The sequence below is a fragment of the Limnothrix sp. PR1529 genome (assembly GCF_002742025.1).
Lineage (GTDB): Bacteria > Cyanobacteriota > Cyanobacteriia > CACIAM-69d > CACIAM-69d > CACIAM-69d.
Genome location: NZ_LIRO01000036.1, coordinates 36,812 through 59,217, shown reverse-complemented (window position 1 = coordinate 59,217; position 22,406 = coordinate 36,812). Strand labels below are relative to the sequence as shown.

The following is a 22,406-nucleotide window of genomic DNA, read 5'->3' as shown; positions in this document are numbered from 1 at the left end:
CATGCTGACTCCTAAGAGTGGCTTATTTTTGGCGATCGCCTGCGTTGCCGCGATCGCAGCGGTGGGTTGTGTGTTTGAACTCACGTCCGGCGAACCGGAGTTGGGAACCGTCACCACAGGAACCATTCTGGGCTTGAGCATCCCTGTCACGATCGCCAGTTTCTTTGGGGCCATCAAAAACGCCCAGCAGGATTAGGGCTAGCCTGTCCCATCACCCGCGACCCTAGCCCCTAGGAGCCAGTTCTCGGCAGGCTACCTTCGCGCGGCAGCGTTGTTTTGGTGGCTCGGTTCGTTTTCGCAATCATGTAGTCGATCGCTCCGGCCAGATTCGGGGCGATCGCGTCGGGTTCATACCCTTCCAGGCGATCCCGATCGCGAATTCCGCTGAGCACACCCACGATCGGGATTTGAGCCGATCGAGCCGCCGCAATATCCGCCTCCGTATCTCCCACCATCCAGGTCAGGGCTGCGGGCGGCAACTCGCCCATGGCTTTGGCCATGAGTTTGGGCTTGTCTTCCACGTCGCGGGTTTTCACATAGTCATTCGGCAGGCAATAGCGGCGATCGGGTGTGAAGAACCGAGCCAATCCACACCGCTCCAGCGCTTCATCCAATTCCCGCACTCGGCGCATCGTCATTACCACCAGCTCCCAGCCCATGTCTTGGGCCCGCTCCAGTGCTTGGATTGCACCGGGAACCGGTTGATCCAGCGACATATATTCCATGCGGTGAACCGTGTCCCGCCGCAGTTGGGCAAATTGATCCGCTTGGGTTCCATCCAAGCCCGATCGCACACCAATTTCAGCCTCTTTGACTTGGGCCCGTTTCAGGTTCCAAAATTCCCGCTTGGACAAACGGTGGATTTCCTGACCCGATCGAGCGATTTCCCGCAAACAGTATTGATAGACCTGGTAATACCGTTCTGAAACATCCGCGATCGGGCCGTCGAAATCCGTAATCAGTCTCATATGCTACTAGTGACCTGATGATGGACAAGCGAATTTCGCAATCAATTTGCAAACTGATTGCCTTGGCTCGCCCTTAGGTTTGTTAAGAGTTGTAATGAAATCTATCTAATGACAATTCACCCCATTCGTCAATTGAAAGGGTCGTTATAATCACCGATCGTTCATCGAAATATTCAATGGCTTGATCCAAGATTGCTTATTTTCATTCTCACTAGCCCTAATTTTTAAGCAGTTCCCGACAGCATTTCTGCGCCCTAGACTGGCGCTGATTCTCGATCGTTACTGTCGATCGCCCTTGCCGATCGTCACTGCAATCACGCGCAGCCATTCCCCATTGACCTAACGCAGCGGCACGATTCACGGCGGTCACGGACGCTCAAAATTCACAATGATCATTCACCACTAAAATTCATATCGAGTTCGAGTTAGCAAAACCGGTGAAAAATTTGGCACAAATTCGCGTTCAATGAAGCGGCAATTTGGCAGTAACTCCCCCAGAGTCTGGCGCTGATTTGCCCAAATGTGCCTGCGGAGCCAGCCCTAAGCGGCCAAATATTGCGCGTTTGGCCATGATCGATCGAGGGGATGCTCCTACGACGTGATCCCCTGAATTTGCGGCTCAGCCCCGATCGGGCGGCCGATGGTCATTTGAGCCATGATCGGGACTATTACGAAACATTTCAGAAATAATGCTAATATGAAGTTGCCCTTAACAAGTTCCAGGGCAACCCCCCAAAAGTCACGCTTTTAGACCCCCACTTCACCAAGTCTTTACGCAAAAACGGCAAATTTTATACGTTTCTTTAACTGGGTCTGGCTTAGACTTTTTAAGCTGAAATCGAGGCAAGGGGAGTGTATCTTGCAATGAGCCTTGAAGTATGGCCTGCTCTCACGTCAAATCTCGATCGCACGAAGCGAAATTACCCCAAAGCTTCATCGGTTTTCGCAACAAATCGGTTGTTTTTGTGCCCAGCCAAACAGGATCTTGGTTTGCAGCTTGTCCGCTGTACCTGTTGAGACATCATCTGAGTCTCTGAAGCATTGCTCAACCTGACTTGAACGGTTTTTCCAAAACGGCTACCCCCATTCATCAATTGTGGTCGGTGGCTGCGGCATCCAAACTCGGTGTGCCCCCTCTGCAATCACGACGCTTCAGCGTCACTTGTTAGCTTTCTTCAACTTTCCAGATGTTCCAACTTCTCCAATTCCTTCGTGACAGCATCGATCGCATTGAAATCCGCGATCGGGAAATGGCCCTTTTGATCTATCGCCTCATCCCCAGCCAATGCCCCTTCGCTCGGGACGTGAAGTTGTTTGGGCGCTTGTTGTTTCGAATTCCGCCCCTGTGCAAACTGAACCCGCTCTATGAACAGTTGATGGGGCTGCGATTCCGCGCCACTTGCTATTTGGTTGACCAATGCGGCATGGATCTGCTGGCTTTGGGTTAACCAACGCTGGGCTAATCAACGGTTCACCAACTAACCAGCGCACCAACTAGCCAACAATCAAAGCCATAGCCGATCGCCCAACAGGGCAATCACGCTGCTCGCAATGGGCACGGTGAGGTTGTCGATTCCCCACTTGGAGAAGGCTTCCAACCCCGTTGCCAACCCGGCAATTCCCAGGGCGATCGCCCCAGCCGGCCAACTGAACCCTTGGGTGCTAAACAAAATACTGGCGGCCACCAGAAAACTAACGATGGCCATGGTGGCACTGCCTTCCCAACTTTTGGTGATGCCGCCCAATTGATATGGATGGCGGCCAAACCGCTGCCCCACCAAGGCGGCCAACCCATCACCCCAGGCCATGACCAAAATGCCCAACGCTGCATATTGGGGGCGATCGGCCGGCCAGCAAAGGGCAATGACAAGACCAATGCTGATGGCATAAAACAGCGTGCCCAAACTCCGGCGACCCACGCCGTTCACGCTGGGGAGCAGGGGTAGGTGATAGGACAGCCAAGCTCCCAAGGCGGCCAACAGAGAAGCCGCGATCCCCACCCAGGCCGGAATTTGCAACCACCAGGCCAAGAGCAACACATGGCCGGTGCTGATATGTACCACTTTGCGCCCCACTTCGGGCCCCGCAACCTGGCGGCGATAGAGCCATTCGGCGGTGAAGATGGTGGCTCCCAACCAGGCGGCCACTAGGGCGATCGACCCCAGCAAAGAGGGTGTGAGGTTGAGGTGAGGATCAAGAAAAGACATGGGAGTTGCAACGCAGCCGAACCCGATCCACTCTAGCCTGGATTGCGGCGCTCCCGATTTCCCCGGCTGGGGGCTGCGAATTAACCAGCCGCCCGGTCAGCTTCGCTCGCAACTCAGCTAGCGGCGACGGCCACTGCTGCCAAAACCACTGCGCCGACTGGAAGATCCCGAGCTACGCGATCGCTCCCGCGTGGAAGAACCGGACGATCGAAAGGTACTGCTGCCAAAGCCGGCCCCGGTCGATCGGCTGCGATCGCGGCTGGGGGAACGGGTGGCGCTGGACGGCGTGGCGGTTGTGGTGGAGTCAGGGGTTGTGCTGGGCGTTGCGGCCGGAGATGAACCACTGGTGTTGGAACCAAAGCCACTCGATCGGGAAGTGGGGCTGGGGCTAGGGCTGCGGGTGGGGCTGTTTGCTGGCGAAGGTCGCAAATTTTGGGTGGTGCGGAAGTTGCGATTTTGCACGGGCGCTGGGGGAGCGTTGTAGCGCTGTTGGTATTGCCCGGCGGCCTGCTCATAGGTTCCGCCATAGCCGCCAAATCCCGTCAGCACCGATCCCGATCGATAGGGCGGCGGCACGTAGTAGTAGGGCTGATAAAAATCCAGGTCAATTTCCAACTCCCCACCGCGCTGCATCGGTTGCCAGTAGGTAGGTTGCAATCCCGCCTGTTGTACTTGGGTCGGTTCACCGCTCAACATTTCAATTTTGAAAGTGGGCAGCAGATGCAACACCGGAGAACTCGTGGGGCTGCTGACGGCCAGATAGCTGGTTTTGCCCGCTTTGGCTTCAGCTTCTGGAATCTGAGCCATTTGCAAGTTGCTGATCCGGTAGGGACTCATCCCCGGCGGCGCATTCAGCAACATGAGGGTATATTCCCCGGTGCTGTTGTTGTAGCTGGCCTGTTGCACGGGATAGTTACCCGCCACCGCAGGCGCAGCGGCCCTTTGGTTGACGATGCCATTGTTCGTCGAGCTGTTGGCATTGTTGGCATTGTTGGCGGAACCACCGCAGGCCACCAAACCACCCCCCAGGGCAATCGCCAAAGCCAGCACAGTGAAACGCCGGAGGGCCACCGATCGCGATTGAGACCAAACGGGAGCCAAAGAGTCTGCCAACAACCGATGAGAAACCATAGCAACCACATCAATCAACCATCACGACTCTACAAAACTTTCGGGATGGCTAGCAATGGCGGAAATTAGTGATGACCGATGATCGGCTATTGCGGCCAGACGAGTCCTGATCGCCCCACCGCCCGATCGCTTCCCGATCGGCCAAGGATTCAAAACAGCAAAACAGCAAAACGACGGCTCAGCACAAAGACTGAAGCCGTCGAGAGAGGAGAAAAGAAATGAGACGATTAACGCGGCTGAAATTCAGCTAGAGGCTTTTGAAGCTTGCAGTTCAAAACCTGCCCCTACTGCTGGGTCACCTGCTTGCTGGTATACGCATCCATGGCGTAGGCATAGGCGGGGCGGCGCTTGCCGTAATCGATCGAGGAACCCGTGATCGCTTGGGCCAGGGTTTCAAATTCTTGGGAATTCCAGTTGCGCGAGTGGATCGGTTTGGTCTGCTCGCCCAGGAAATAGGCTTGGGTTCCGAGGACGACGGCTGCGAGCCAGCCGATCGCGAACAGTGCGATGAGTAAAACCATGACAACCTCTCGGGGTGATCGCAACGCTTTGTTGCCTTATGTAAATAAATGTAACAACATGTTTACGATCTGTCAAGCAAATCCCTTGGGACGGTTTTCCTCGCGTTGCCTTACCGTGCCCAAAGTCAGCTAATCCCGCCCGTTCAAGGGTTTCTGGCGGCGCTAATGGCCGGGTTTGATCCCTCCAAAGTCCGGCTTTTTGCCCCGAGCCACCCAAGGCAGCCCATCAAAAAGCGATCGGCCATGGCCGATCGCTGAGGAACAAAAGCCCGGATTCTGAGAATCTGGCTCAAATTGTTAAAGAACATTGCAAGCTTGGGAAGCGGAATCAGCCCCTAGGACAAGGCCGCCTCCAGGCGATCGTGGGCGGCCGGTTCCGCCACGGGCGTTAGAATCCCCAGTTCCGATTCGGGGATTCCCAGCAGGTTGCCGTAAAGCTTCACGTATTCGATCGCGGATTTTTCCCAACTGAAATCTTGGCCCATAGCCCGCTGCTGCAACTTGAGCCATTCCGCCTTGAACCGGAAGGCTTCCGAAGCCCGCACCATGCAGGTAAACAAATCCAGCGGTTCATAGCGATCAAAACAATAGCCCGTGCCCGCTTGGCCCACGGGATCGTTATGTTGCACTGTGTCCACCAGGCCGCCGGTTCGCCGCACGATCGGGATGCAACCATAGCGCATGGCCAACATTTGGCTGATTCCGCAAGGTTCAAACCGCGACGGCATCAGGAACGCATCGCACCCGGCATAAATCCGGCGGGAAAGGGCATCGTTGTATAGCAAAAAGACTGAAACGCGGCCAGGATGGCGGGCCGCCAGTTCCCACATCTGGGTTTCATAGTAGCGATCGCCCGTTCCCAGCAGCACAAACTGCGAATCGGTGTAGGCCAAGAAGCGATCGATCGTTTGCATGATCAGATCCACCCCTTTTTGTTCCACCAACCGCGACACCATCCCCACCAGGAACGTGTTGGCATTGATCTCTAAGCCCATCTCCTCTTGCAGGGCCACCTTGTTCAACCGGCGATTCTCGATCGTCTCGGCCGTGAACGGTTTGACCAAAGCGCGATCGGTGGCTGGGTCGTAAACCTCCGTGTCAATCCCATTCACAATTCCCGACAGCTTGCCGCTAATCCAAGACATCAACCCCTCCAACTGCTCGCCATAGGTGGGGGTTTGGATTTGGTGGGCATAGGTGGGCGACACCGTGGTGACCCGATCGGCATATTGCACCGCTGCCGCCAAGGTGTTGTGGCCCTGCATATACCAAGGACACCAGGTCATTTGCTCCAATTTCCAGCGCCAAGGCCCTTGGTAAGCCAGGTTGTGAATCGTAAAGACCGTCGAGATGTCCGGCGATTGGTGCATCCAAACCGGAATCATGCCCGTGTGCCAGTCGTGGCAGTGAATAATCTGAGGTTTCCAATAGTTCCAGGCAAATTCCGAGGCGGCATTGGCAAACAGGGTAAACCGCCAATCCTCGTCATCCCCAGAATAGATACGCCGCGGCCAAAATGCCGGATGCCCCATTAGGTATAGGGGAACATCGGTTCCCGGCAGGGTTGTTTCATAGACGGCAAACCGCTGAAACATGGCATCGCTCCACCAAATTGGCTCCTTGGGCGCGTCCACTAACTTGTCAGCGATGAAGCCATAGAACGGCATAAAGATCCGCACGTCGTGGCCCATGGCCCGCAACACCTTGGGCAACGCACCAACCACATCGCCCATGCCACCCACCTTGGCCAGGGGAGCTACTTCAGCGGAAACAAACAGGATTCTCATGGGGCGATCGCTTCTATATAGAGATCAGATGCTATGCAGGGCTGTAACTGTTTTACCAGCGGTTCGGTGTTTTGGGAGTGCTTATTGCTGCCGATCCCCACCGATCCCCTGAAGCCGATCGCCCCGTGGGGCCCCATCAGGCAGTCACGAATTTTGCAAACCGGGTTTTGTGCGCCCATCCATCTTGCTTATTGCGAAAATCAGCACATTTTTGCCCGATCTCAGCCGCTGGTTTGCCCGATCGCCCTGGTTTTGTCAAACCCTGGCCAGCCGCACAATGACGGGCAATTCAGGATTTTGTGATTCAAGATGCAGACCACCTCGCCAAAGGTGGGTATCCTAAAATTAGAGAACGCAATGATTTCGAGTTTTGATATTTCTTTACTAATTTGCCGTCAAAACTGCAAAACGACTTCAAAATTCGTTACTATAGAGTTTCCTCAGTTGCCCAGCGGTCGTTCGCGGAGCCGAACTGCCATGAAAAAAGACCCCACAGCTACGGATCTCGTTCGCGCCTACCTTCGTGAAATTGGTCGCGTTCCCCTGCTCACCCACGAGCAAGAAATCGTCTTGGGCAAGCAGGTACAACGCCTCAACGTTCTGCAAGAGGAAAAAGACAAGCTGACCCTGCGCCTGGGCTATGAACCCGGCTTGGCGGAATGGGCAGCAGCAATCGGTTTGAGCCTAGATGAGCTGAAAGCCGCCATTCGCGAGGGCGATCGCGCCAAACGCAAAATGGTGGAAGCAAACCTGCGCCTCGTGGTGTCCGTTGCCAAGAAATACATCAAGCGAAATGTAGACCTTCTGGATCTGATCCAAGAGGGCACGATCGGGATGCAGCGCGGCGTTGAGAAGTTTGACCCCACCAAGGGCTATCGGTTCAGTACCTATGCCTATTGGTGGATCCGTCAGGCCATCACTCGGGCGATCGCGGAAAAGGGGCGCACCATCCGCCTCCCGATCCACATCACCGAGAAACTGAACAAAATCAAAAAAGCCCAGCGCACCCTGTCGCAACAACTGGGCCGCAGCGCCACCATCGCCGAGTTGGGCGACGAAATTGGCCTCTCTCCCAAGCAAATTCGGGATTACCTGGAACGGGCCCGCCAGCCCCTGTCGTTGGATTTGCGAGTGGGCGACAACCAAGACACGGAACTTGGTGAGCTGCTCGAAGACGAAGGGCCATCCCCGGAGGAATTCGCCACCCAGTCTTCCCTGCGCGGCGACATTGAAACCATCATGGCCGACTTGACCCCCCAACAGCGGGAAGTGCTTTCCCTACGCTTTGGGTTAAGTGACGGTCAGGCACTCACGTTGGCCAAAATTGGCGATCGCCTGCAAATTAGCCGCGAGCGCGTCCGCCAAATTGAACGCGAAGCTCTCACCAAGCTCCGCAAACACAAGGCAGACATCCGTGAATACCTAGCCAGTTAAGGATTTGGTGCTCATTTGTTGCTGAACTTCTGTTGCTGAACTTGAGTTCGTTTCTTAATCGACCATTTATATTACTATAGTACGCTGGGTCAATTTGATCCGGCGTATTTTTTGGCTTTATAGGGAACGGGGCGATCAACGGCCTCGGGGGACTTGGCGTGGAGCGAAATCCGGAGGAAATATAAAATCTTCATGAGTTTTTCATAATCTAAATCGCCATTATGAAGTGTTGATGAAGAGACTAGGCGAAAAAGGTCTCAAAATCTATGATTGGGATCAAGCGGTACTTAACCAAATGTTCTTCTACGTCTTCATTTGGTGACTCTTCATGAAATTCTCAGTTGTTATCCCCTGCTATAACGCCGAACAATGGATCAATCAGGCTTTGCAAAGCATTGCCGAACAAACCATTCCAGCTAGCGAAGTCATTGTGGTTGATGATGGTTCTACCGATCGCTCGATCGAGTGCCTCCGTCGCAGCCCAGTGCCAACCAAAATTTTGCGCACACCCAATCTGGGCCCCGGAGGAGCCAGAAATGCAGGAATTGCCGCCGCCACTGGTGATTGGGTTGCTTTTTTAGATGCCGATGATTGGTGGAAACCAAACCACTTAGAACGCATTCAAGACTTAGTTGGCAACTCGGACGATGTGCTTTATTTGGCTGCCGCTGAGCACTATTCCATCAGTGCCGATCGAGTGGTTTCCATGTCCGATACGGGCCCATTTTCAGAGCCAACGGGGCAACTAGATCACGCCACTTATTTCCAGCTTTATCGCAAGCATGGCATCTTGGAACTGTCGAGTTTGGCCGCCCGTCGATCGCACCTGCAAGCCGTTGGTGGGTTTGATGAAAAAGCATCCGGTGCAGAGGATTTAGAATTGGTTTTGCGGGTCATTCATGGCCAAACCTGGGCTTACGATCCCGTGCCTTCCAGCCTGTATCGATGCAGCAATCCTGCCAGCTACTCCCGCACTGCCCATGCCAACGAACAGCGCTTAACCGCTAAGTTTCGGGTCTTTTTGAAGCACCGCGATCACTATCAAATCAGCCAATCAATCTTCATGGAGCTGGGCAAAACCATGATGAGCAAGGCAATTATGAGCGGTGATTGGCGAATGCAACAGCGGGTTAAAGAATTGGTTTATTACTACCTGTCAACTCCCCAAAAAGCTGTTTTCTCGATCGCTGGACAGTTGCCCACCTTCTATAGCCTATTGAATCAACTGCGCAATCAACTGAAAGGAGAGCAGTACCGACCTCGCAAGGTGTTGAACCCGGTAAGTGCTTAATCTCTTCAACGTTGCTGCCTAGGCTTTCATACAGCCTTTACCTAAAGCGAGTAGCACTTCATATTGCAGATATTGCGAGGTAGCTATTCAGTGGGTTTTATCTACCTTACCGATCACTGTGCTTAGCAAGCAAGGTAAAGGCTGTATCAGCGCTGTTGTGATAGGCGAAAGAATTTCTCAAGCACATCGATATTTCAAAGAAGTAGGTTTTAGACCATGGCTAGAATTGAGATTGCTACAAACCCCAACGCCCAAGGCACACCCGAAGACGACTTTATTCTTGATACGGATGCGCCCCGACGCACATTGGGCTTGGCGGGAAATGACCAGATTAGCGGTAGAGGCGGTAATGATGAGCTGTTTGGCAACTTAGGGCGCGATACCCTGAGTGGTGAAAGTGGGTTTGACACCATTTATGGCGGTCAAGATGCTGACACCATTGACGGGGGTTTAGATGATGATGTTTTGTTTGGTAACTTAGGCATTGATGTTTTAACCGGCGATCGCGGCAATGATCAATTGTTTGGTGGGCGCGATGGTGATCTGTTAGATGGTGGACTCGGAGACGATACCCTCTCGGGAGATTTGGGGTTTGATGTGTTGTTTGGGGGTGCGGGTCGGGATGTCTTCGTTTTGCAAGAGGAAATCGCTACCGATACTTATGACTTCATTGATGACTTCATTTCCGGAGAAGATAAAATTTCCCTACCAGCAGGCTTAACCTTCGCTGATCTTCAACTGAGTACGCTAAGAGAGGCACAAGTCAATCCTAGGTTTGTTGAGAGACAGTTTGAACCTTTCTCCACATTTTGTTCAATCTGTGCGGGTGCTGATCAACAAATTCTATTGCGAGTTCGCTCAACTGGGCGTACTCTCGCTGTCATCGACCAGAGGCCTAGCCCTCTCCTTCCTGTCACTCCAGCAAGCTTGACGGCAGCCGACTTTATCACTCGCTAATTAGCAAATTATGTGGAGTGATCGCCTCTTTTTCAATCAGACGATTGTCGCTACACCAATTAATTGTTTATTCAGTTGAGTGGCGATCCAGTTCGGGTTCATGGGAGAAAAATCAACTGTTTCACTATGGCTTGAACTTACTCCGACACACCCTATGGGCTTCTGTGCTTAGTAAGCGAGGTAAGGGCTATATCATTGCATTGCTCTTGATTGGGGCCACTCCATTTCAGCCCCAATTTCAGAGCCTGCTAAAAGCGGTTCACAGCTAGCTGTCAATCGAGTTCTGTACTTTCATCTTTCATAGAACCGGAGCATTCAATTTGTTCTGGTTCTATTTTGTTTTTTCTTTCATTCTTCGATTTTTCCTATATCTTTGATTGATTTCTATCTTTTGAAGATGAATAGTAGCTCTGCTGAATTTGACTTTCTGGCAATCCAGATGACCATGCCACAGATGGGCCACTTAAACATCGCCAGACTTCGTTTAATCAGTCTCGATCACAAAGAAACCGCCTAATTTTCCTGATTAGTGGCGTGAGAAATTGAGCAAATTGCCGCATGATTGCCACATAATCGATCTCCGTCAAATCCGGTGAGGTCGTCTTGGCCTCGTCTTGGCTGGCAGGAGGTTTGAAAAACCAAAACTGCTACCCTGTGGATCGCCTCGATCGACGCAGACCCGGGGCTGAAGCTCCTTGAACCCGGGACTCTTGGCGCTTTGCCAGTCCCCCAAGTGACTTCTCAGGCATCTTCATTTAGGTCTAAATTGACCTGTTGATGAACCCTGAGTTGACCCTGATTTGGCTCTCAGTTAGTTCTGAGTTAGTTCTAAACTGACCCATTGGAACCGCAGCCCTCAGCTTCAGCCACCCGCACCAGCCTGAGTGCGCCGTGCCGTTGACTGCGTTAGTCCTGCCACGACGGAGAAACCGTAGCGCTCATGTTCGATCGCCTCTTGGCCCAAGCTCCCAAGCTCGCGGCCTATCCCCTGCCCTTGCGGATTGCCAGCTTCATCGGTGTGCTGTTGGTGTTGTGGTTGCCGGTGGCGGCCCTCACCTGCTGGCCCCTGGTGCTGTCCCTGGGTTGGAGCCACAACCTCACCAACCTGATGGCGGTGTTGACCTTATATTTGGCTATTCTGACCACCCTGTGGCTGTGGGGGCGACGGGTGCGCGGTCAGCAACGGCCCCTCTCCGCCTATGGTTGGTCTTGGAACCGGGGCATGGTGCAGGATTTGGCGATGGGCGTGGCGATCGCGATCGGGAGTTTTGCCCTGCTCCATGGTCTCTATTACCTGTTGGGTTGGTTTTGGTGGGAAATGCCGCCTAATCAGTCCTGGTTAACCATTTGGCTGAATGGCATCCTCAACGGCGTGGGGATTGCGTTCCTCGAAGAACTGTTTTTTCGAGGTTGGTTTTTGGCAGAATTTCGCCACTCCATGCCCCGGAAACAAGCGGCCGTTTGGACGAGCGCGATTTTTGCGACCCTGCATTTTTTGAAGCCTTTGGATGCGGTTTTGGCCACTTGGCCCCAATGGCCGGGCCTGTGGCTGTTGGGAATGACCATGGTGCAGGCGCGGGCCTTGGGGCGGGCCCAACCAGGCAGTTTGGGTTGGTCGATCGGGATGCATGGCGGTTGGGTTTGCACCATTACTGTTCTGAGCCTCAGCGGCATGGGACACTACAGCCCGGCCGTGCCCGCTTGGCTCACGGGCATTGGTGGCAACCCATTGGCCAGCGTGTCGGGGTTGGCCTTCATGGCGATCGTGTTTGGGCTGTTGCGCTGGCGATCGCACCGGCAATCCATGCCCCCCATCCACTAAAAATTGCTTAGAAAATCCGTCGAAAAGTGCCTGGGAATCTAATTGAGATCTCATCAAGATTTGGTCGCCATCTGATCACCTGAATGATCCTCTGATCAGCCCCATGGCGAATCCAAGACCTCAGCCAAATATGTCAAAATTCCTGTACGCCTTGATTTGCGCCCCAAATTTCCCATGACTGTCGCCGCTCTCGATCGCCCCGTTCAACCCGATTTCCAAGACGACTTCGATGTGATTGTCGTGGGAGCCGGCCATGCGGGCTGCGAGGCGGCCTTGGCGGCGGCCCGGCTCGGTTGCAAAACCCTGCTGATTACCCTGAATTTGGACAAAATCGCCTGGCAGCCTTGCAACCCAGCCGTGGGCGGCCCAGCCAAGTCGCAGCTTGTGCATGAAGCCGATGCATTGGGCGGCGAAATTGGCAAAATCGCCGATCGCACTTATCTGCAAAAGCGGGTGTTGAATGCCTCCCGCGGCCCGGCGGTCTGGGCGCTGCGAGCCCAAACGGACAAGCGCGAATATGCCGCCGAAATGAAACAGGTGGTGGAAAATCAGCCCAACTTGCTGATCCGGGAGGCGATGGTCACGGATCTGATTTTGGGAAACAACGACGAAATCATCGGCGTAGAAACCTATTTTGGCGTGGCGTTCCGCTGTCGATCAGTGGTGCTGACCACGGGCACGTTCCTGGGCGGGATCATCTGGGTGGGCAACAAGTCGATGCCCGCCGGTCGCGCCGGGGAATTCGCCGCCGTGGGGCTGACGGACACCCTGAAACGGTTGGGCTTCGAGACCGATCGCCTGAAAACCGGCACGCCCGCCCGGGTCGATCGGCGATCGGTGGACTTCAGCAAAATGGAACCCCAACCGCCCGACCCCGATAACCGCTGGTTTAGCTTCGACCCAGCAGCTCACATTGAGCGGGATCAAATGAATTGCTATTTGACCCGCACCACCGCCGAAACCCATCGCCTAATTCAAGAAAACCTGCATTTGTCGCCGGTCTATGGCGGCTGGGTCGATGCCAAGGGCCCGCGCTATTGCCCCAGCATTGAGGATAAAATCGTGCGCTTTGCCGACAAGGAATCGCACCAAATTTTCATTGAACCGGAAGGGCGAGAAATCCCGGAACTCTACATTCAAGGCTTCTCAACGGGCTTGCCGGAACGCTTGCAAATTGCCATGTTGCGATCGCTGCCGGGACTGGAAAATTGCACAATGTTGCGCCCGGCCTACGCGGTGGAATATGACTATTTGCCCGCCACCCAGTGCTATCCCACGATGATGACCAAAACCGTGGAAGGCCTGTTTTGTGCGGGACAAATTAACGGCACGACGGGTTACGAAGAAGCAGCCGCCCAAGGGTTAGTCGCGGGCATCAACGCAGCTCGTTTGGCACAACAAAAACCGCCGATTATTTTGCCGCGTGAAAGCAGCTATATTGGCACGCTGCTCGATGATTTGTGCACGAAAGAATTGCGCGAACCCTACCGAATGCTGACCTCGCGATCGGAATATCGGCTGTTGTTGCGATCGGACAATGCCGATCGCCGGTTAACGCCCTTGGGTCGCGAAATTGGCTTGATTGACGATCGCCGCTGGGATCTGTTCCAAACCAAACAGGCGAATATTGCCGCTGAACAGGAACGGCTGCAAACCTCGCGGGTTAAGGAAAACGACCCGTCAGCTCCGGCGATCGTGGCGGCCACAGGCGGCCCGATCAAAGGCTCCGTAACCCTGGCGGAATTGCTGAAGCGGCCGGGCTTCCACTACGAACAATTGGCGGAGTTTGGGTTAGGCAATTCTGACCTCGATCGCGCCGAAGCGGAAGGGGCAGAAATCGAAATCAAATATTCCGGTTACATCCAACGCCAACAACGACAAATCGAGGCGATCGCCCGCCAAGAAAATCGCCGCTTGCCGGAAAATTTGGATTACCAGGCGATCGACACACTCTCGAAGGAATCGCGCGAAAAGCTAGCAAAGGTGCGTCCCCTCACGGTGGGGCAAGCATCGCGAATTGGCGGCGTAAACCCAGCGGATATCAATGCGCTATTGATTTATCTGGAACTGCGCGATCGGCAACCGGCAACCACAATCACAGCTTAGTGATTGGAGTAAACTTAGAAGGTTGGTGTTGGGTTTCGTACCTCAACCCAGCCTACTGAATACTGAGAGATTTTTTTGGGTCTCATACTTCAACCCATTTTCTCGATTTTAGTAAGAAATTTCCATTAAATTATGGGACGTATCTTATATTAGATTGTCTCTGATACTCAATCCCTTGAATCAAAATACAATGAACATTTTCTTAGATACCAATGTCTTTCTGTCTTTTTATCGTCTTTCAGACGACGATATCGAGGAATTAAGGAAATTAAGTGCTCTTTTGGTAAAAGATACGATCAAGCTCTATATTCCAGAACAGGTAGTTAGTGAATTTGACCGAAATCGTGACAACAAAATTGCAGAAGCTGTGGATGAATTCAAGAAGCAGAGACTAGACTTTGCATTCCCTGCATTTATTCGAGAATACAGTGAATGGAATGAAATGAGAGAGCTACAGAAGAAATACTCCATCCTGCATAGGGATCTTTTGAAAAAAGTTGAAGAAGATATTCAAAGTAGAAATTTGGCAGCAGATAAAATAATTCAAGAGCTATTCAATAAGGGTATTAAAATATTACAACATTCAAGTATTGTGGAAAGCTCTAAATTACGCGTTGCACTGGGAAATCCTCCTGGGAAAAACGGTTCTCTAGGAGATGCAATTAATTGGGAATCGCTGTTACAAGAAGTTTCAAGTGATGAACCTCTACACTTTATAAGTAGAGATAGAGACTTCTCTTCGCCAATTGGCAAGGATCGATTTAATTCTTATTTACTTGAAGAATGGAAGCAAGCCAAACAATCAGATCTTGTTTACTATACAAAGCTTTCAGATTTTTTCAAGAAGAATTTTCCAGACATTCGTTTAGCTTCTGAATTAGATAGAGAGATTCTGATTCAAAGACTTTCTGAAAGCTCTTGTTTTAAAGAAACTCATGAAATTATTGAAAATTTAAATCAATATTCTGACTTCACTAATGAAGAAGTTGATTCAATGATTTTTTCTGCAATCTCAAATGATCAAATATACCGAATCATTAGAGACTCAGATGTCAAAAATTTTTGCCTCAGAATAATTAAAGGACGAGACAATGATTTAAATAGAGAATATTTAGATCGTTTAAATTCTTTTCTTAAAGATCCTTTTGAGGACGATGACTTTTTCCCATTTTAGCTAGCGTTACTAGCTAGTAGCAGTAGGGTGGGAACTGCCCACCTCATAATCTATCGTTCTGCACATCCGATCACCTTTGGCAGAGGGTCATCATGGATTGGAAGATAGATAACACCTGGGCTAGAGGGTGGTGGGCAATGCCCACCCTACTAGCTTTTTGTCAGTGGTCAATGGAGATTTACTCATGCAAAGCTTTCGAGTCAGCGCCTCAAAAGTTGCGATCAATGAGAACCAAATCTCAGCCTTCTGCCAGCGCTGGAAAATCACGGAATTTTCATTGTTTGGGTCAGTCCTAAGAGACGATTTCCAACCCGAAAGTAGTGATATTGATGTGCTTATTTCGTTTTCCCCGGATGCGCATTGGACACTGTTCGACTGGGCAGATATGGAAGATGAAATTCAACAAATTTTCCAACGAAAAGTTGATCTAATCAGTCGCCGAGGACTAGAGCGCAGCCGCAATGAGCAACGCCGTCAAGCCATCCTAGATTCTGCCCAAGTGATTTATGCAGCCTCGTGAACCAAACTACCTACGAGATATGCTAAACGCTGCACAATTGGCGCAAAGCTTTGTGCAGGGTATTGACTGGGAAGTATTTGAACAAGATTTAATGCGCCAAGCTGCGGTCATTCGTCAGCTTGAGATCATTGGTGAAGCCGCTCGTGGAATTTCTACTGAAACTCAAGCAGCTATTCCGAGCATTCCTTGGGCTAAAGTGATTGGGATGCGAAATCGCCTGATTCATGAATATGATGCGATCGATCTCGAAGTCGCATTGCCGGGGCTAATCACTGCCGTAGAACAAGCCATTACCTAATTTCCAGGGGTTAACTCGATCGCGTTGGTTGTGCTCAACCGGGTAGCGAATCCAGCAAAGCAGTCAACATTCGGCCTGGATCGGCTTTCAGCTTCACCGCCACCAGACCCAACAAACCACTAGCCGCTAAACCCAAAAACCAACCACCCACTGGCCAAGGCACATCTGCCACGCCATAGCAGTAGAGCGCAGCGAAAGCCAGTCCCAAAAGCCCCAGAACAGTGCCGCCCCAAAATCGCTGCCAAGTCGTCAAGTTCTGGTTTGGATTAAGATCATCAGGTTGCATCTTCATCGGTTCACCGGACAATAATAGGTGGACGATCGGGCGTTAAGTCCTGATCTGCTTCTCCAATGTAGCGAAACTCAGCTCAGGATTGTGTCCCCAAGTTCAAGATTCATAGATCAAATGGACTTTTCGTTTCAATGTACCTACTGTCATGAAGTGCATGAAGGATCACCAAGCTTTGGGTTCACAGCGCCCGATCCCTACGTGGCACTTAGCGAGGAACAGAAGCAGTCGATCGCTTCGCTGACCGATGATCTATGCGTGATTCGCTATGAAAATGGCACAGTCGATCGATTTGTCCGAGCAGTGCTGGAAGTCCCCATTCATGGCATTGATCGCCCCTTTCTCTGGGGAATTTGGGTCTCAGCAAGTGAGCAGAGCTTTGATCGCTATGTTGCCACGTTTGATGACCCGATTGAGGGCGATGGTTTCTTTGGGTGGATCTCAAATCGCATTCCTGAATATCCCGTGGAGTCGATGCGATCGGGCGATGTTTACATCCAAATAGGTCAGCAGCGCCCCAAAGTCCTGCTTCATCAGCCTAAGCAAGAAATTGATCAACTATTCATCGATCAGCAGCAAGGAATTCCAGTCGATCGCGCCCAATTCCTAACCGAAAAGCTTTTGCATAAGCTTTAAAATATCAAGGTATGTCAAGTCACGTAGAAAATAGCAATAATGAATCAACGATGAATAAAGATTCAAACAAATATGAATATCTTTTCAGATTAAAGTGCATCATGTAAAATCGGTTCATCAAAAATATCGAAAACTATTCTCCATGCACATGCACACATTGGACAAGTGGCAACACACTCACAACTTTTTGGTTGATCATAATCAAGCCGAAAAAAATACAAAAATTGTCTTGCTGCTGACTACAATCACCATGGCAGCCGAAGTTATTGCTGGACTAGTTTTCGGCTCAATGGCACTTCTGGCTGACGGTTGGCATATGGCAACCCATGCCGCAGCGTTTGGAATCACGGTCTTTGCCTATCAGTATGCTCGCAAGAATGCCAACAATCCCAAGTATACTTTTGGCACTGGTAAAGTCAGTATTTTGGGTGGTTTTACTAGCGCTATTGCATTATCTGTCATTGCTTTATTAATGATCATTGAATCATCAATACGTCTATGGCAACCTCAAACAATTCATTTTGATGAAGCTATCTATGTAGCAATCTTTGGGCTACTGATCAACCTTTTGAGTGCAATGTTATTACAAGACCATCATCAACATTCCCATGATCACTATCATCATGATCATGATCATCACCATCACGATTACAATCTCCGTGCTGCTTACATACACGTACTAGCTGATGCCTTAACTTCCGTGCTTGCCATTATTGCTTTGCTAGCTGGTAAGTTTTTAGATTGGATTTGGCTAGATGCGGTAATGGGCTTAGTTGGTGCTGTCGTCATTACCAAGTGGGCCTATGGATTGGTGAAAGATACTGGTTTGATTTTGTTAGATGGCTCGCCAGACAAAGAAGTTAAATTAGCCATTATTGATGCGATCGAGCAAAACTTAGACAACCGAGTTACCGATTTGCATGTTTGGAATCTCAGTCAGCAACATTTAGCAGTGACCATTTCGCTCGTCACTCATCATCCTCAGCAGCCGGAGCATTATAAGAACTTACTAAGCCATATTTCTGCTCTATCCCATGTTGTGGTTGAAGTAAACCAATGCCAGGATGAGCTTTGCTCAGACTAAGATAAGAAAGTGGCAGTTTTTCATCGCATTGCATCGCAATATTGCAACGCAATGGCTGTTCAGAAACCAATCTAAGTCCACTGTTGCATCAGCCATTGCATTGTTTCCCCTTGGCTCTCCTGTTGGCTTCGTTGCAAGGATTCGGAAACCAGGGCGATCGACAAGTTGGGTAAGACTGCGGACGTTTCAATCATGCCGCTACGACCTTGATCAATCCCAAATGCCATCACTTGGGATTGCACCGAATCCACCACCCAATATTCCTGAATTCCTAACTGTTCATACAACAGTCGCTTAAATCCCAAGTCTGTATTGAGGGAACTGGCGGCAATTTCGATCACCAACGTGGGCGGCGCATACTGATCCAGATCGACGATCGCATTATTGGCCGGTGGCAAGCGGCGATCGGCCCCCAAATAAAATGCAATGTCCGGCTGGGCTTCCCGTTCTCCTGGTTTCTGGAAGCTTGTGTTTGTGTAACCATGAACTCGTATGCCTTGCTGCATGGCATACAACAAAATGATTGCACTCAGCAATGTGTTATCTCGTCCGTGCAGTGGCCCAACTGGTGACATATCAATCAAAAACCAACCATCGTGATAAAAGCATCGAGCCGCTGCGGGTTCGGGGTGATCGGCTTGCTGGCGAAAATCTGTCCAGGAGCCAGCCAGCCAGCCTTCGTCCAAGGAAGCAGCGATTGGGTTCGGTGCGATCGTTGCAAGATCGATCATGGATTGTTAGCCTCAGTGCGATCGCCTTATTTGATTATGACTCAAGACTTTAATGCATCTAGATTGGACTTCTTGACCAAGAACAAGGTTCTAAGCTGATAGCTGTGAATTGATAAGCTATTACTTTACAAAATTTATATTCTTCCTGCTGAAAAACCAACTCTAGAAAAAAGTTAGTCTCAACATAGACACTGATCATGCAACCAGAACCTCATGCTCAATTTTTCCTCCTTGAATAGCTGAATAAAGCCCCGATTCCAGAATCCAGCTTTGAGACTCATCCAAGTCACTCGGCTCTGGATTGGCATAGATTAGTGTTGCCAACCAAGTGGAAACAATTAAGACCAGGCTTTGCCCAGCGACTTGATCTTTAGAAATATTGGCACGATCAAAGTAGGGCTGAAGAATTGACTCTGCGTTGATGATGTAATCAGGTTCTCGGAGCGATGGGATAGACTCTGCATCACACCAAAGATAAAAATGATCTAAGAATGCAAATAGGAAATAAGGCACGTTGGGCTGATCGCCATGGGCTAACAGATTCTGGCGAAACTGAGCAACCCAACTAGGCGATTTTTGGCGGTAGCGTTTGACTTCAACCATCAGCACCAAACGCCCATCTGCACCGCGCACAACCAAATCTGCTTGCATTTAAGGAGTTCCAGTTAATAGTCCAAGCACAACTCTGACCAGAAGTGCCTAGCTCCAGTATCGCTGATCCCATGGGGTCAGCATAAAAGTACAGATGCCGACCTAGGAGCGATCGGCATCTGCTGGTTAACGAGTTTTGAGGCAAATCGCGATCGCGTTACCTGATCGCCCCTTTCAGTTGGGTTTTCGCGGCGGCGATCGCCTCGTCCAGTTTGCTGGCATCGCGGCCGCCCGCTTGGGCCAGGTTGGGTTTGCCGCCACCGCCGCCGCCGCAGAGTTTGGCGATCGACCCGATGAATTTGCCCGCTTGCAGGCCCTTGGCGATCGTCGCTTTGCCGAAGGCTGCCACCAGGCTCACTTTGCCGTCATCGGTAGCCGAAGCCAGCACCACCGCTGCGCCGTCGCCCAGCTTTTGGGCCAGCCGATCGCCCGCAGTGGTCAGGGAAGCCGCATCGACCCCATCCAACCGCGCCACCAAAATGCGGAAGTCGCCGATCGCCTCGGCCTGGCTGGCCAAGCTGTCGGACTTGGCGATCGCCAGTTCCGCTTTCAGGGCATCCAGTTGCTTTTGGCTGGTTTTCAGCTCCTCTTGCAGGGTACTGACCCGATCGAGCACTTCCTCGGGCTTGACCTTGAACCGATCGCTCAGGTCGCGCACCACCCGATCGCGCAGGTTCAAATAGTCCAAAATTGCCGGGCCCGACACCGCCTCAATCCGTCGGATGCCGGAAGCCACGCCCGCTTCGGAAATAATCTTGAATGCGCCGATCTCCGCCGTGTTGCTGACGTGAGTGCCGCCGCACAGCTCCATGGACACGCCGGGGAAGTCCACCACGCGCACCACATCGCCATATTTCTCGCCGAACATGGCCGTTGCGCCCTTGGCCTTGGCATCGGCGATCAGCATTTCCGCCACCACCGCGCCGTGGGCTTCCGCAATCCAGGTGTTCACTTGGCTTTCCACCTGGGCCACCTCATCGGCGGTCAGGGGGCGGGGGCAGTTGAAGTCAAACCGCAGTCGATCGAAGTCCACCAGCGAACCGGCTTGGGAAATGCTGGGGTCAATCAGCGCCTTCAGGGCCGCTTGCAACAGGTGGGTGGCGCTGTGGTTGGCTTGGGCCCGGCGGCGGCAGGCTTGATCGATCGTGGCGGAGAGGGTTTGGCCCGCTTTCAGGGTTCCGCGCTCGACTCGCCCGAAATGCACAAAAAAGTCCGATTCTTTTTTGACATCGGTGATTCGCACCAACAAATCATCGCCGCTGAAGTAGCCGCGATCGCCAATTTGTCCCCCCGATTCCGCATAGAAAGGCGTGCGATCGAGCAGAATTTGCACCTCGTCCCCGGCGCTGGCAGTTTCTACTACTTTGCCCGCTACCAAGAGCGCTTCCACTTGGGCGGTGCTAGCGCTGTTTTGGTAGCCCAAAAATTCGGTTTTTTGGACTTTTTCGGCGAGGGAGTCGATCGAGCCTTGGACAGTCAAATCGATCGTTTCGTGGGCGGCGCGGGCCCGTTCCCGCTGCTTCTCCATCTCCACTTCAAACCCATCCACATCCACGGAAATGCCCTGCTCTTCGGCAATTTCCTGGGTCAATTCCAGCGGAAAACCAAAGGTGTCGTAAAGAACGAAAGCATCGGCTCCCGAAATTTGTTGGGGATTTTTCGCCAGAATTTCTGCCAGCAGTTTCTCGCCCCGTTCCAGGGTTTTCAGGAATTGGGCTTCTTCCCGTTGCAATTCTGATTTGATGTAGTCGGCCCGATCGCGCACATTTGAATAAATCGCTTCCGATAAGACGATCGCCGTTTCGGCCACTTTTGTGGTGAATTCACCGGCAATCCCAATCAGGCGGCCATGACGCACTACCCGCCGAATCAACCGCCGCAGAATGTAGCCCCGACCGAGGTTAGAAGCCGTTACCCCATCAGCAATCAAATGCACCACAGCACGCACGTGATCGCCAATTACCTTTAGGGAAACCTTGGTTTTTTCATCGGCTTTGGCGTAGTCCACCTGGGCAATATCAGCCGCCGTTTTGATGATCGGGAAAATCAGATCCGTTTCATAGTTGTTCGGCACTTTTTGCAGGATTTGGGCCATCCGCTCCAAGCCCATTCCGGTGTCGATATTTTGGTTTTGCAGGGGCGTGAGGTTGCCGTCTGCATCGCGGTTATATTGCATGAACACCAAGTTATAAAACTCGATGAACCGCTCATCATCTTCTAGGTCAACTTCGCCTTCTTGGTTAGGAAAAAAGTCGTAGTAGAGTTCCGAACAAGGGCCACAAGGGCCGGTGGGGCCAGAGACCCAAAAGTTATCGGCCTCGCCCATCCGCTTAATCCGATGTTCGGGCACACCGACTTGATCGCGCCAGATCGCAAAGGCTTCGTCGTCACTTTCAAACACACTAACGGCGATGTTTTTGGGATCTAAACCAAAGCCCACTTCGGGATCGGTGGAGAGTTGCCAAGCCCAGGCGATCGCCTCTTTTTTGAAATAGTCCCCGAAGCTAAAGTTGCCCAACATTTCAAAGAAAGTGTGGTGGCGCTTGGTGCGGCCCACGTTTTCAATGTCGTTGGTGCGGATGCATTTTTGGGAAGTCGTGGCGCGGGGTGTGGCGGGCGCTTGCTGGCCCAAAAAGATCGGTTTGAAGGGCAACATCCCGGCGATCGTCAGCAACACCGTCGGATCTTCCGGAACCAGGGAGGCGCTGGGCAGGCGCTTGTGGGCCTGGGCCTCGAAGAAAGCCAGGAATTTTTCGCGAATTTGGGAACCGCTGAGGGGGGCTGGCGACGGCATAGGGC

The 22,406-nt window shown here is 51.9% G+C and carries 21 protein-coding genes; 12 read left to right on the top strand and 9 right to left on the bottom strand.

The window, feature by feature from the left end:
• Nucleotide 1: 1 nt before the first annotated feature.
• On the top strand, nucleotides 2-196 hold the full coding sequence (locus tag AMR42_RS05900; RefSeq protein ID WP_099532535.1) for a hypothetical protein: 195 nt from the start codon (nucleotides 2-4) through the stop codon (nucleotides 194-196).
• 34 nt (nucleotides 197-230) lie between these two features.
• Here the strand turns inward: AMR42_RS05900 and AMR42_RS05895 are convergent, their stop codons facing one another.
• Nucleotides 231-968, bottom strand: coding sequence for an HAD family hydrolase (locus tag AMR42_RS05895; protein WP_099532534.1), 738 nt, complete (start codon nucleotides 966-968; stop codon nucleotides 231-233).
• Between the two features lie 1,187 nt (nucleotides 969-2,155).
• On the opposite strand from AMR42_RS05895, the gene AMR42_RS05890 reads away from it, so the two are divergent.
• The gene (locus tag AMR42_RS05890; protein ID WP_099532533.1) at nucleotides 2,156-2,416 is read left to right on the top strand and encodes a Mo-dependent nitrogenase C-terminal domain-containing protein; all 261 of its coding nucleotides are present in this window, start codon (nucleotides 2,156-2,158) and stop codon (nucleotides 2,414-2,416) included.
• 57 nt (nucleotides 2,417-2,473) lie between these two features.
• Here AMR42_RS05890 and AMR42_RS05885 read toward each other — a convergent pair whose 3' ends face one another.
• The 4 genes from AMR42_RS05885 to glgA form a co-directional block, all read right to left on the bottom strand.
• Nucleotides 2,474-3,175, bottom strand: a complete 702-nt coding sequence (locus AMR42_RS05885; protein ID WP_099532532.1) for a diacylglycerol/polyprenol kinase family protein — start codon at nucleotides 3,173-3,175, stop codon at nucleotides 2,474-2,476.
• Between the two features lie 117 nt (nucleotides 3,176-3,292).
• Nucleotides 3,293-4,306 (bottom strand): hypothetical protein, encoded by a 1,014-nt coding sequence (locus AMR42_RS05880; RefSeq protein WP_199858099.1) that lies wholly within the window; start codon nucleotides 4,304-4,306, stop codon nucleotides 3,293-3,295.
• A gap of 284 nt (nucleotides 4,307-4,590) precedes the next feature.
• The gene (locus AMR42_RS05875) at nucleotides 4,591-4,827 is read right to left on the bottom strand and encodes a photosystem II protein, Psb35-related (RefSeq protein ID WP_099532531.1); all 237 of its coding nucleotides are present in this window, start codon (nucleotides 4,825-4,827) and stop codon (nucleotides 4,591-4,593) included.
• A gap of 335 nt (nucleotides 4,828-5,162) precedes the next feature.
• Nucleotides 5,163-6,614, bottom strand: coding sequence for a glycogen synthase GlgA (gene glgA / locus AMR42_RS05870; protein ID WP_099532530.1), 1,452 nt, complete (start codon nucleotides 6,612-6,614; stop codon nucleotides 5,163-5,165).
• 477 nt (nucleotides 6,615-7,091) lie between these two features.
• Between glgA and AMR42_RS05860 the strand changes: the two genes are divergently transcribed.
• From AMR42_RS05860 to AMR42_RS05825, 8 genes are all read left to right on the top strand, one after another.
• Complete coding sequence (locus AMR42_RS05860) at nucleotides 7,092-8,048, top strand: RNA polymerase sigma factor, RpoD/SigA family (RefSeq protein WP_099532528.1); 957 nt, start codon at nucleotides 7,092-7,094, stop codon at nucleotides 8,046-8,048.
• A gap of 328 nt (nucleotides 8,049-8,376) precedes the next feature.
• The gene (locus AMR42_RS05855) at nucleotides 8,377-9,339 is read left to right on the top strand and encodes a glycosyltransferase family A protein (protein WP_099532527.1); all 963 of its coding nucleotides are present in this window, start codon (nucleotides 8,377-8,379) and stop codon (nucleotides 9,337-9,339) included.
• A 216-nt stretch (nucleotides 9,340-9,555) separates the two neighbouring features.
• A complete protein-coding gene (locus tag AMR42_RS05850; RefSeq protein WP_099532526.1) occupies nucleotides 9,556-10,296 on the top strand; it encodes a calcium-binding protein in 741 nt (246 codons plus the stop codon).
• Between the two features lie 940 nt (nucleotides 10,297-11,236).
• Entirely contained in the window at nucleotides 11,237-12,118 is an 882-nt protein-coding gene (locus tag AMR42_RS05845) for a CPBP family intramembrane glutamic endopeptidase (protein WP_099532525.1), read from the top strand.
• A 174-nt stretch (nucleotides 12,119-12,292) separates the two neighbouring features.
• Nucleotides 12,293-14,224: a tRNA uridine-5-carboxymethylaminomethyl(34) synthesis enzyme MnmG gene (gene mnmG / locus AMR42_RS05840; RefSeq protein WP_099532524.1), complete on the top strand. Its 1,932-nt coding sequence runs from the start codon at nucleotides 12,293-12,295 to the stop codon at nucleotides 14,222-14,224.
• A 190-nt stretch (nucleotides 14,225-14,414) separates the two neighbouring features.
• A complete protein-coding gene (locus tag AMR42_RS05835; protein WP_099532523.1) occupies nucleotides 14,415-15,398 on the top strand; it encodes a PIN domain-containing protein in 984 nt (327 codons plus the stop codon).
• 184 nt (nucleotides 15,399-15,582) lie between these two features.
• Entirely contained in the window at nucleotides 15,583-15,918 is a 336-nt protein-coding gene (locus tag AMR42_RS05830; RefSeq protein WP_099532522.1) for a nucleotidyltransferase family protein, read from the top strand.
• Nucleotides 15,919-15,937: 19 nt separating this feature from the next.
• Nucleotides 15,938-16,216 carry a DUF86 domain-containing protein gene (locus tag AMR42_RS05825; RefSeq protein ID WP_234406670.1) on the top strand — a complete coding sequence of 93 codons (279 nt, stop codon included), beginning with the start codon at nucleotides 15,938-15,940 and terminating at the stop codon, nucleotides 16,214-16,216.
• Between the two features lie 34 nt (nucleotides 16,217-16,250).
• On the opposite strand, the gene AMR42_RS05820 is transcribed toward AMR42_RS05825, so the two are convergent.
• Nucleotides 16,251-16,508, bottom strand: coding sequence for a hypothetical protein (locus AMR42_RS05820; protein WP_143472958.1), 258 nt, complete (start codon nucleotides 16,506-16,508; stop codon nucleotides 16,251-16,253).
• A gap of 114 nt (nucleotides 16,509-16,622) precedes the next feature.
• On the opposite strand from AMR42_RS05820, the gene AMR42_RS05815 reads away from it, so the two are divergent.
• Nucleotides 16,623-17,141, top strand: a complete 519-nt coding sequence (locus AMR42_RS05815; protein WP_099532519.1) for a DUF2199 domain-containing protein — start codon at nucleotides 16,623-16,625, stop codon at nucleotides 17,139-17,141.
• A gap of 142 nt (nucleotides 17,142-17,283) precedes the next feature.
• A complete protein-coding gene (dmeF, locus tag AMR42_RS05810; protein ID WP_099532518.1) occupies nucleotides 17,284-18,225 on the top strand; it encodes a CDF family Co(II)/Ni(II) efflux transporter DmeF in 942 nt (313 codons plus the stop codon).
• A gap of 71 nt (nucleotides 18,226-18,296) precedes the next feature.
• On the opposite strand, the gene AMR42_RS05805 is transcribed toward dmeF, so the two are convergent.
• The 3 genes from AMR42_RS05805 to alaS all read right to left on the bottom strand — a co-directional run bounded on the left by AMR42_RS05805 (nucleotide 18,297) and on the right by alaS (nucleotide 22,401).
• Nucleotides 18,297-18,956, bottom strand: a complete 660-nt coding sequence (locus AMR42_RS05805; RefSeq protein WP_099532517.1) for a Uma2 family endonuclease — start codon at nucleotides 18,954-18,956, stop codon at nucleotides 18,297-18,299.
• Nucleotides 18,957-19,151: 195 nt separating this feature from the next.
• A complete protein-coding gene (locus tag AMR42_RS05800) occupies nucleotides 19,152-19,607 on the bottom strand; it encodes a hypothetical protein (protein WP_099532516.1) in 456 nt (151 codons plus the stop codon).
• Between the two features lie 157 nt (nucleotides 19,608-19,764).
• The gene (alaS, locus tag AMR42_RS05795; RefSeq protein WP_099532515.1) at nucleotides 19,765-22,401 is read right to left on the bottom strand and encodes an alanine--tRNA ligase; all 2,637 of its coding nucleotides are present in this window, start codon (nucleotides 22,399-22,401) and stop codon (nucleotides 19,765-19,767) included.
• Between the last annotated feature and the right edge of the window lie 5 nt (nucleotides 22,402-22,406).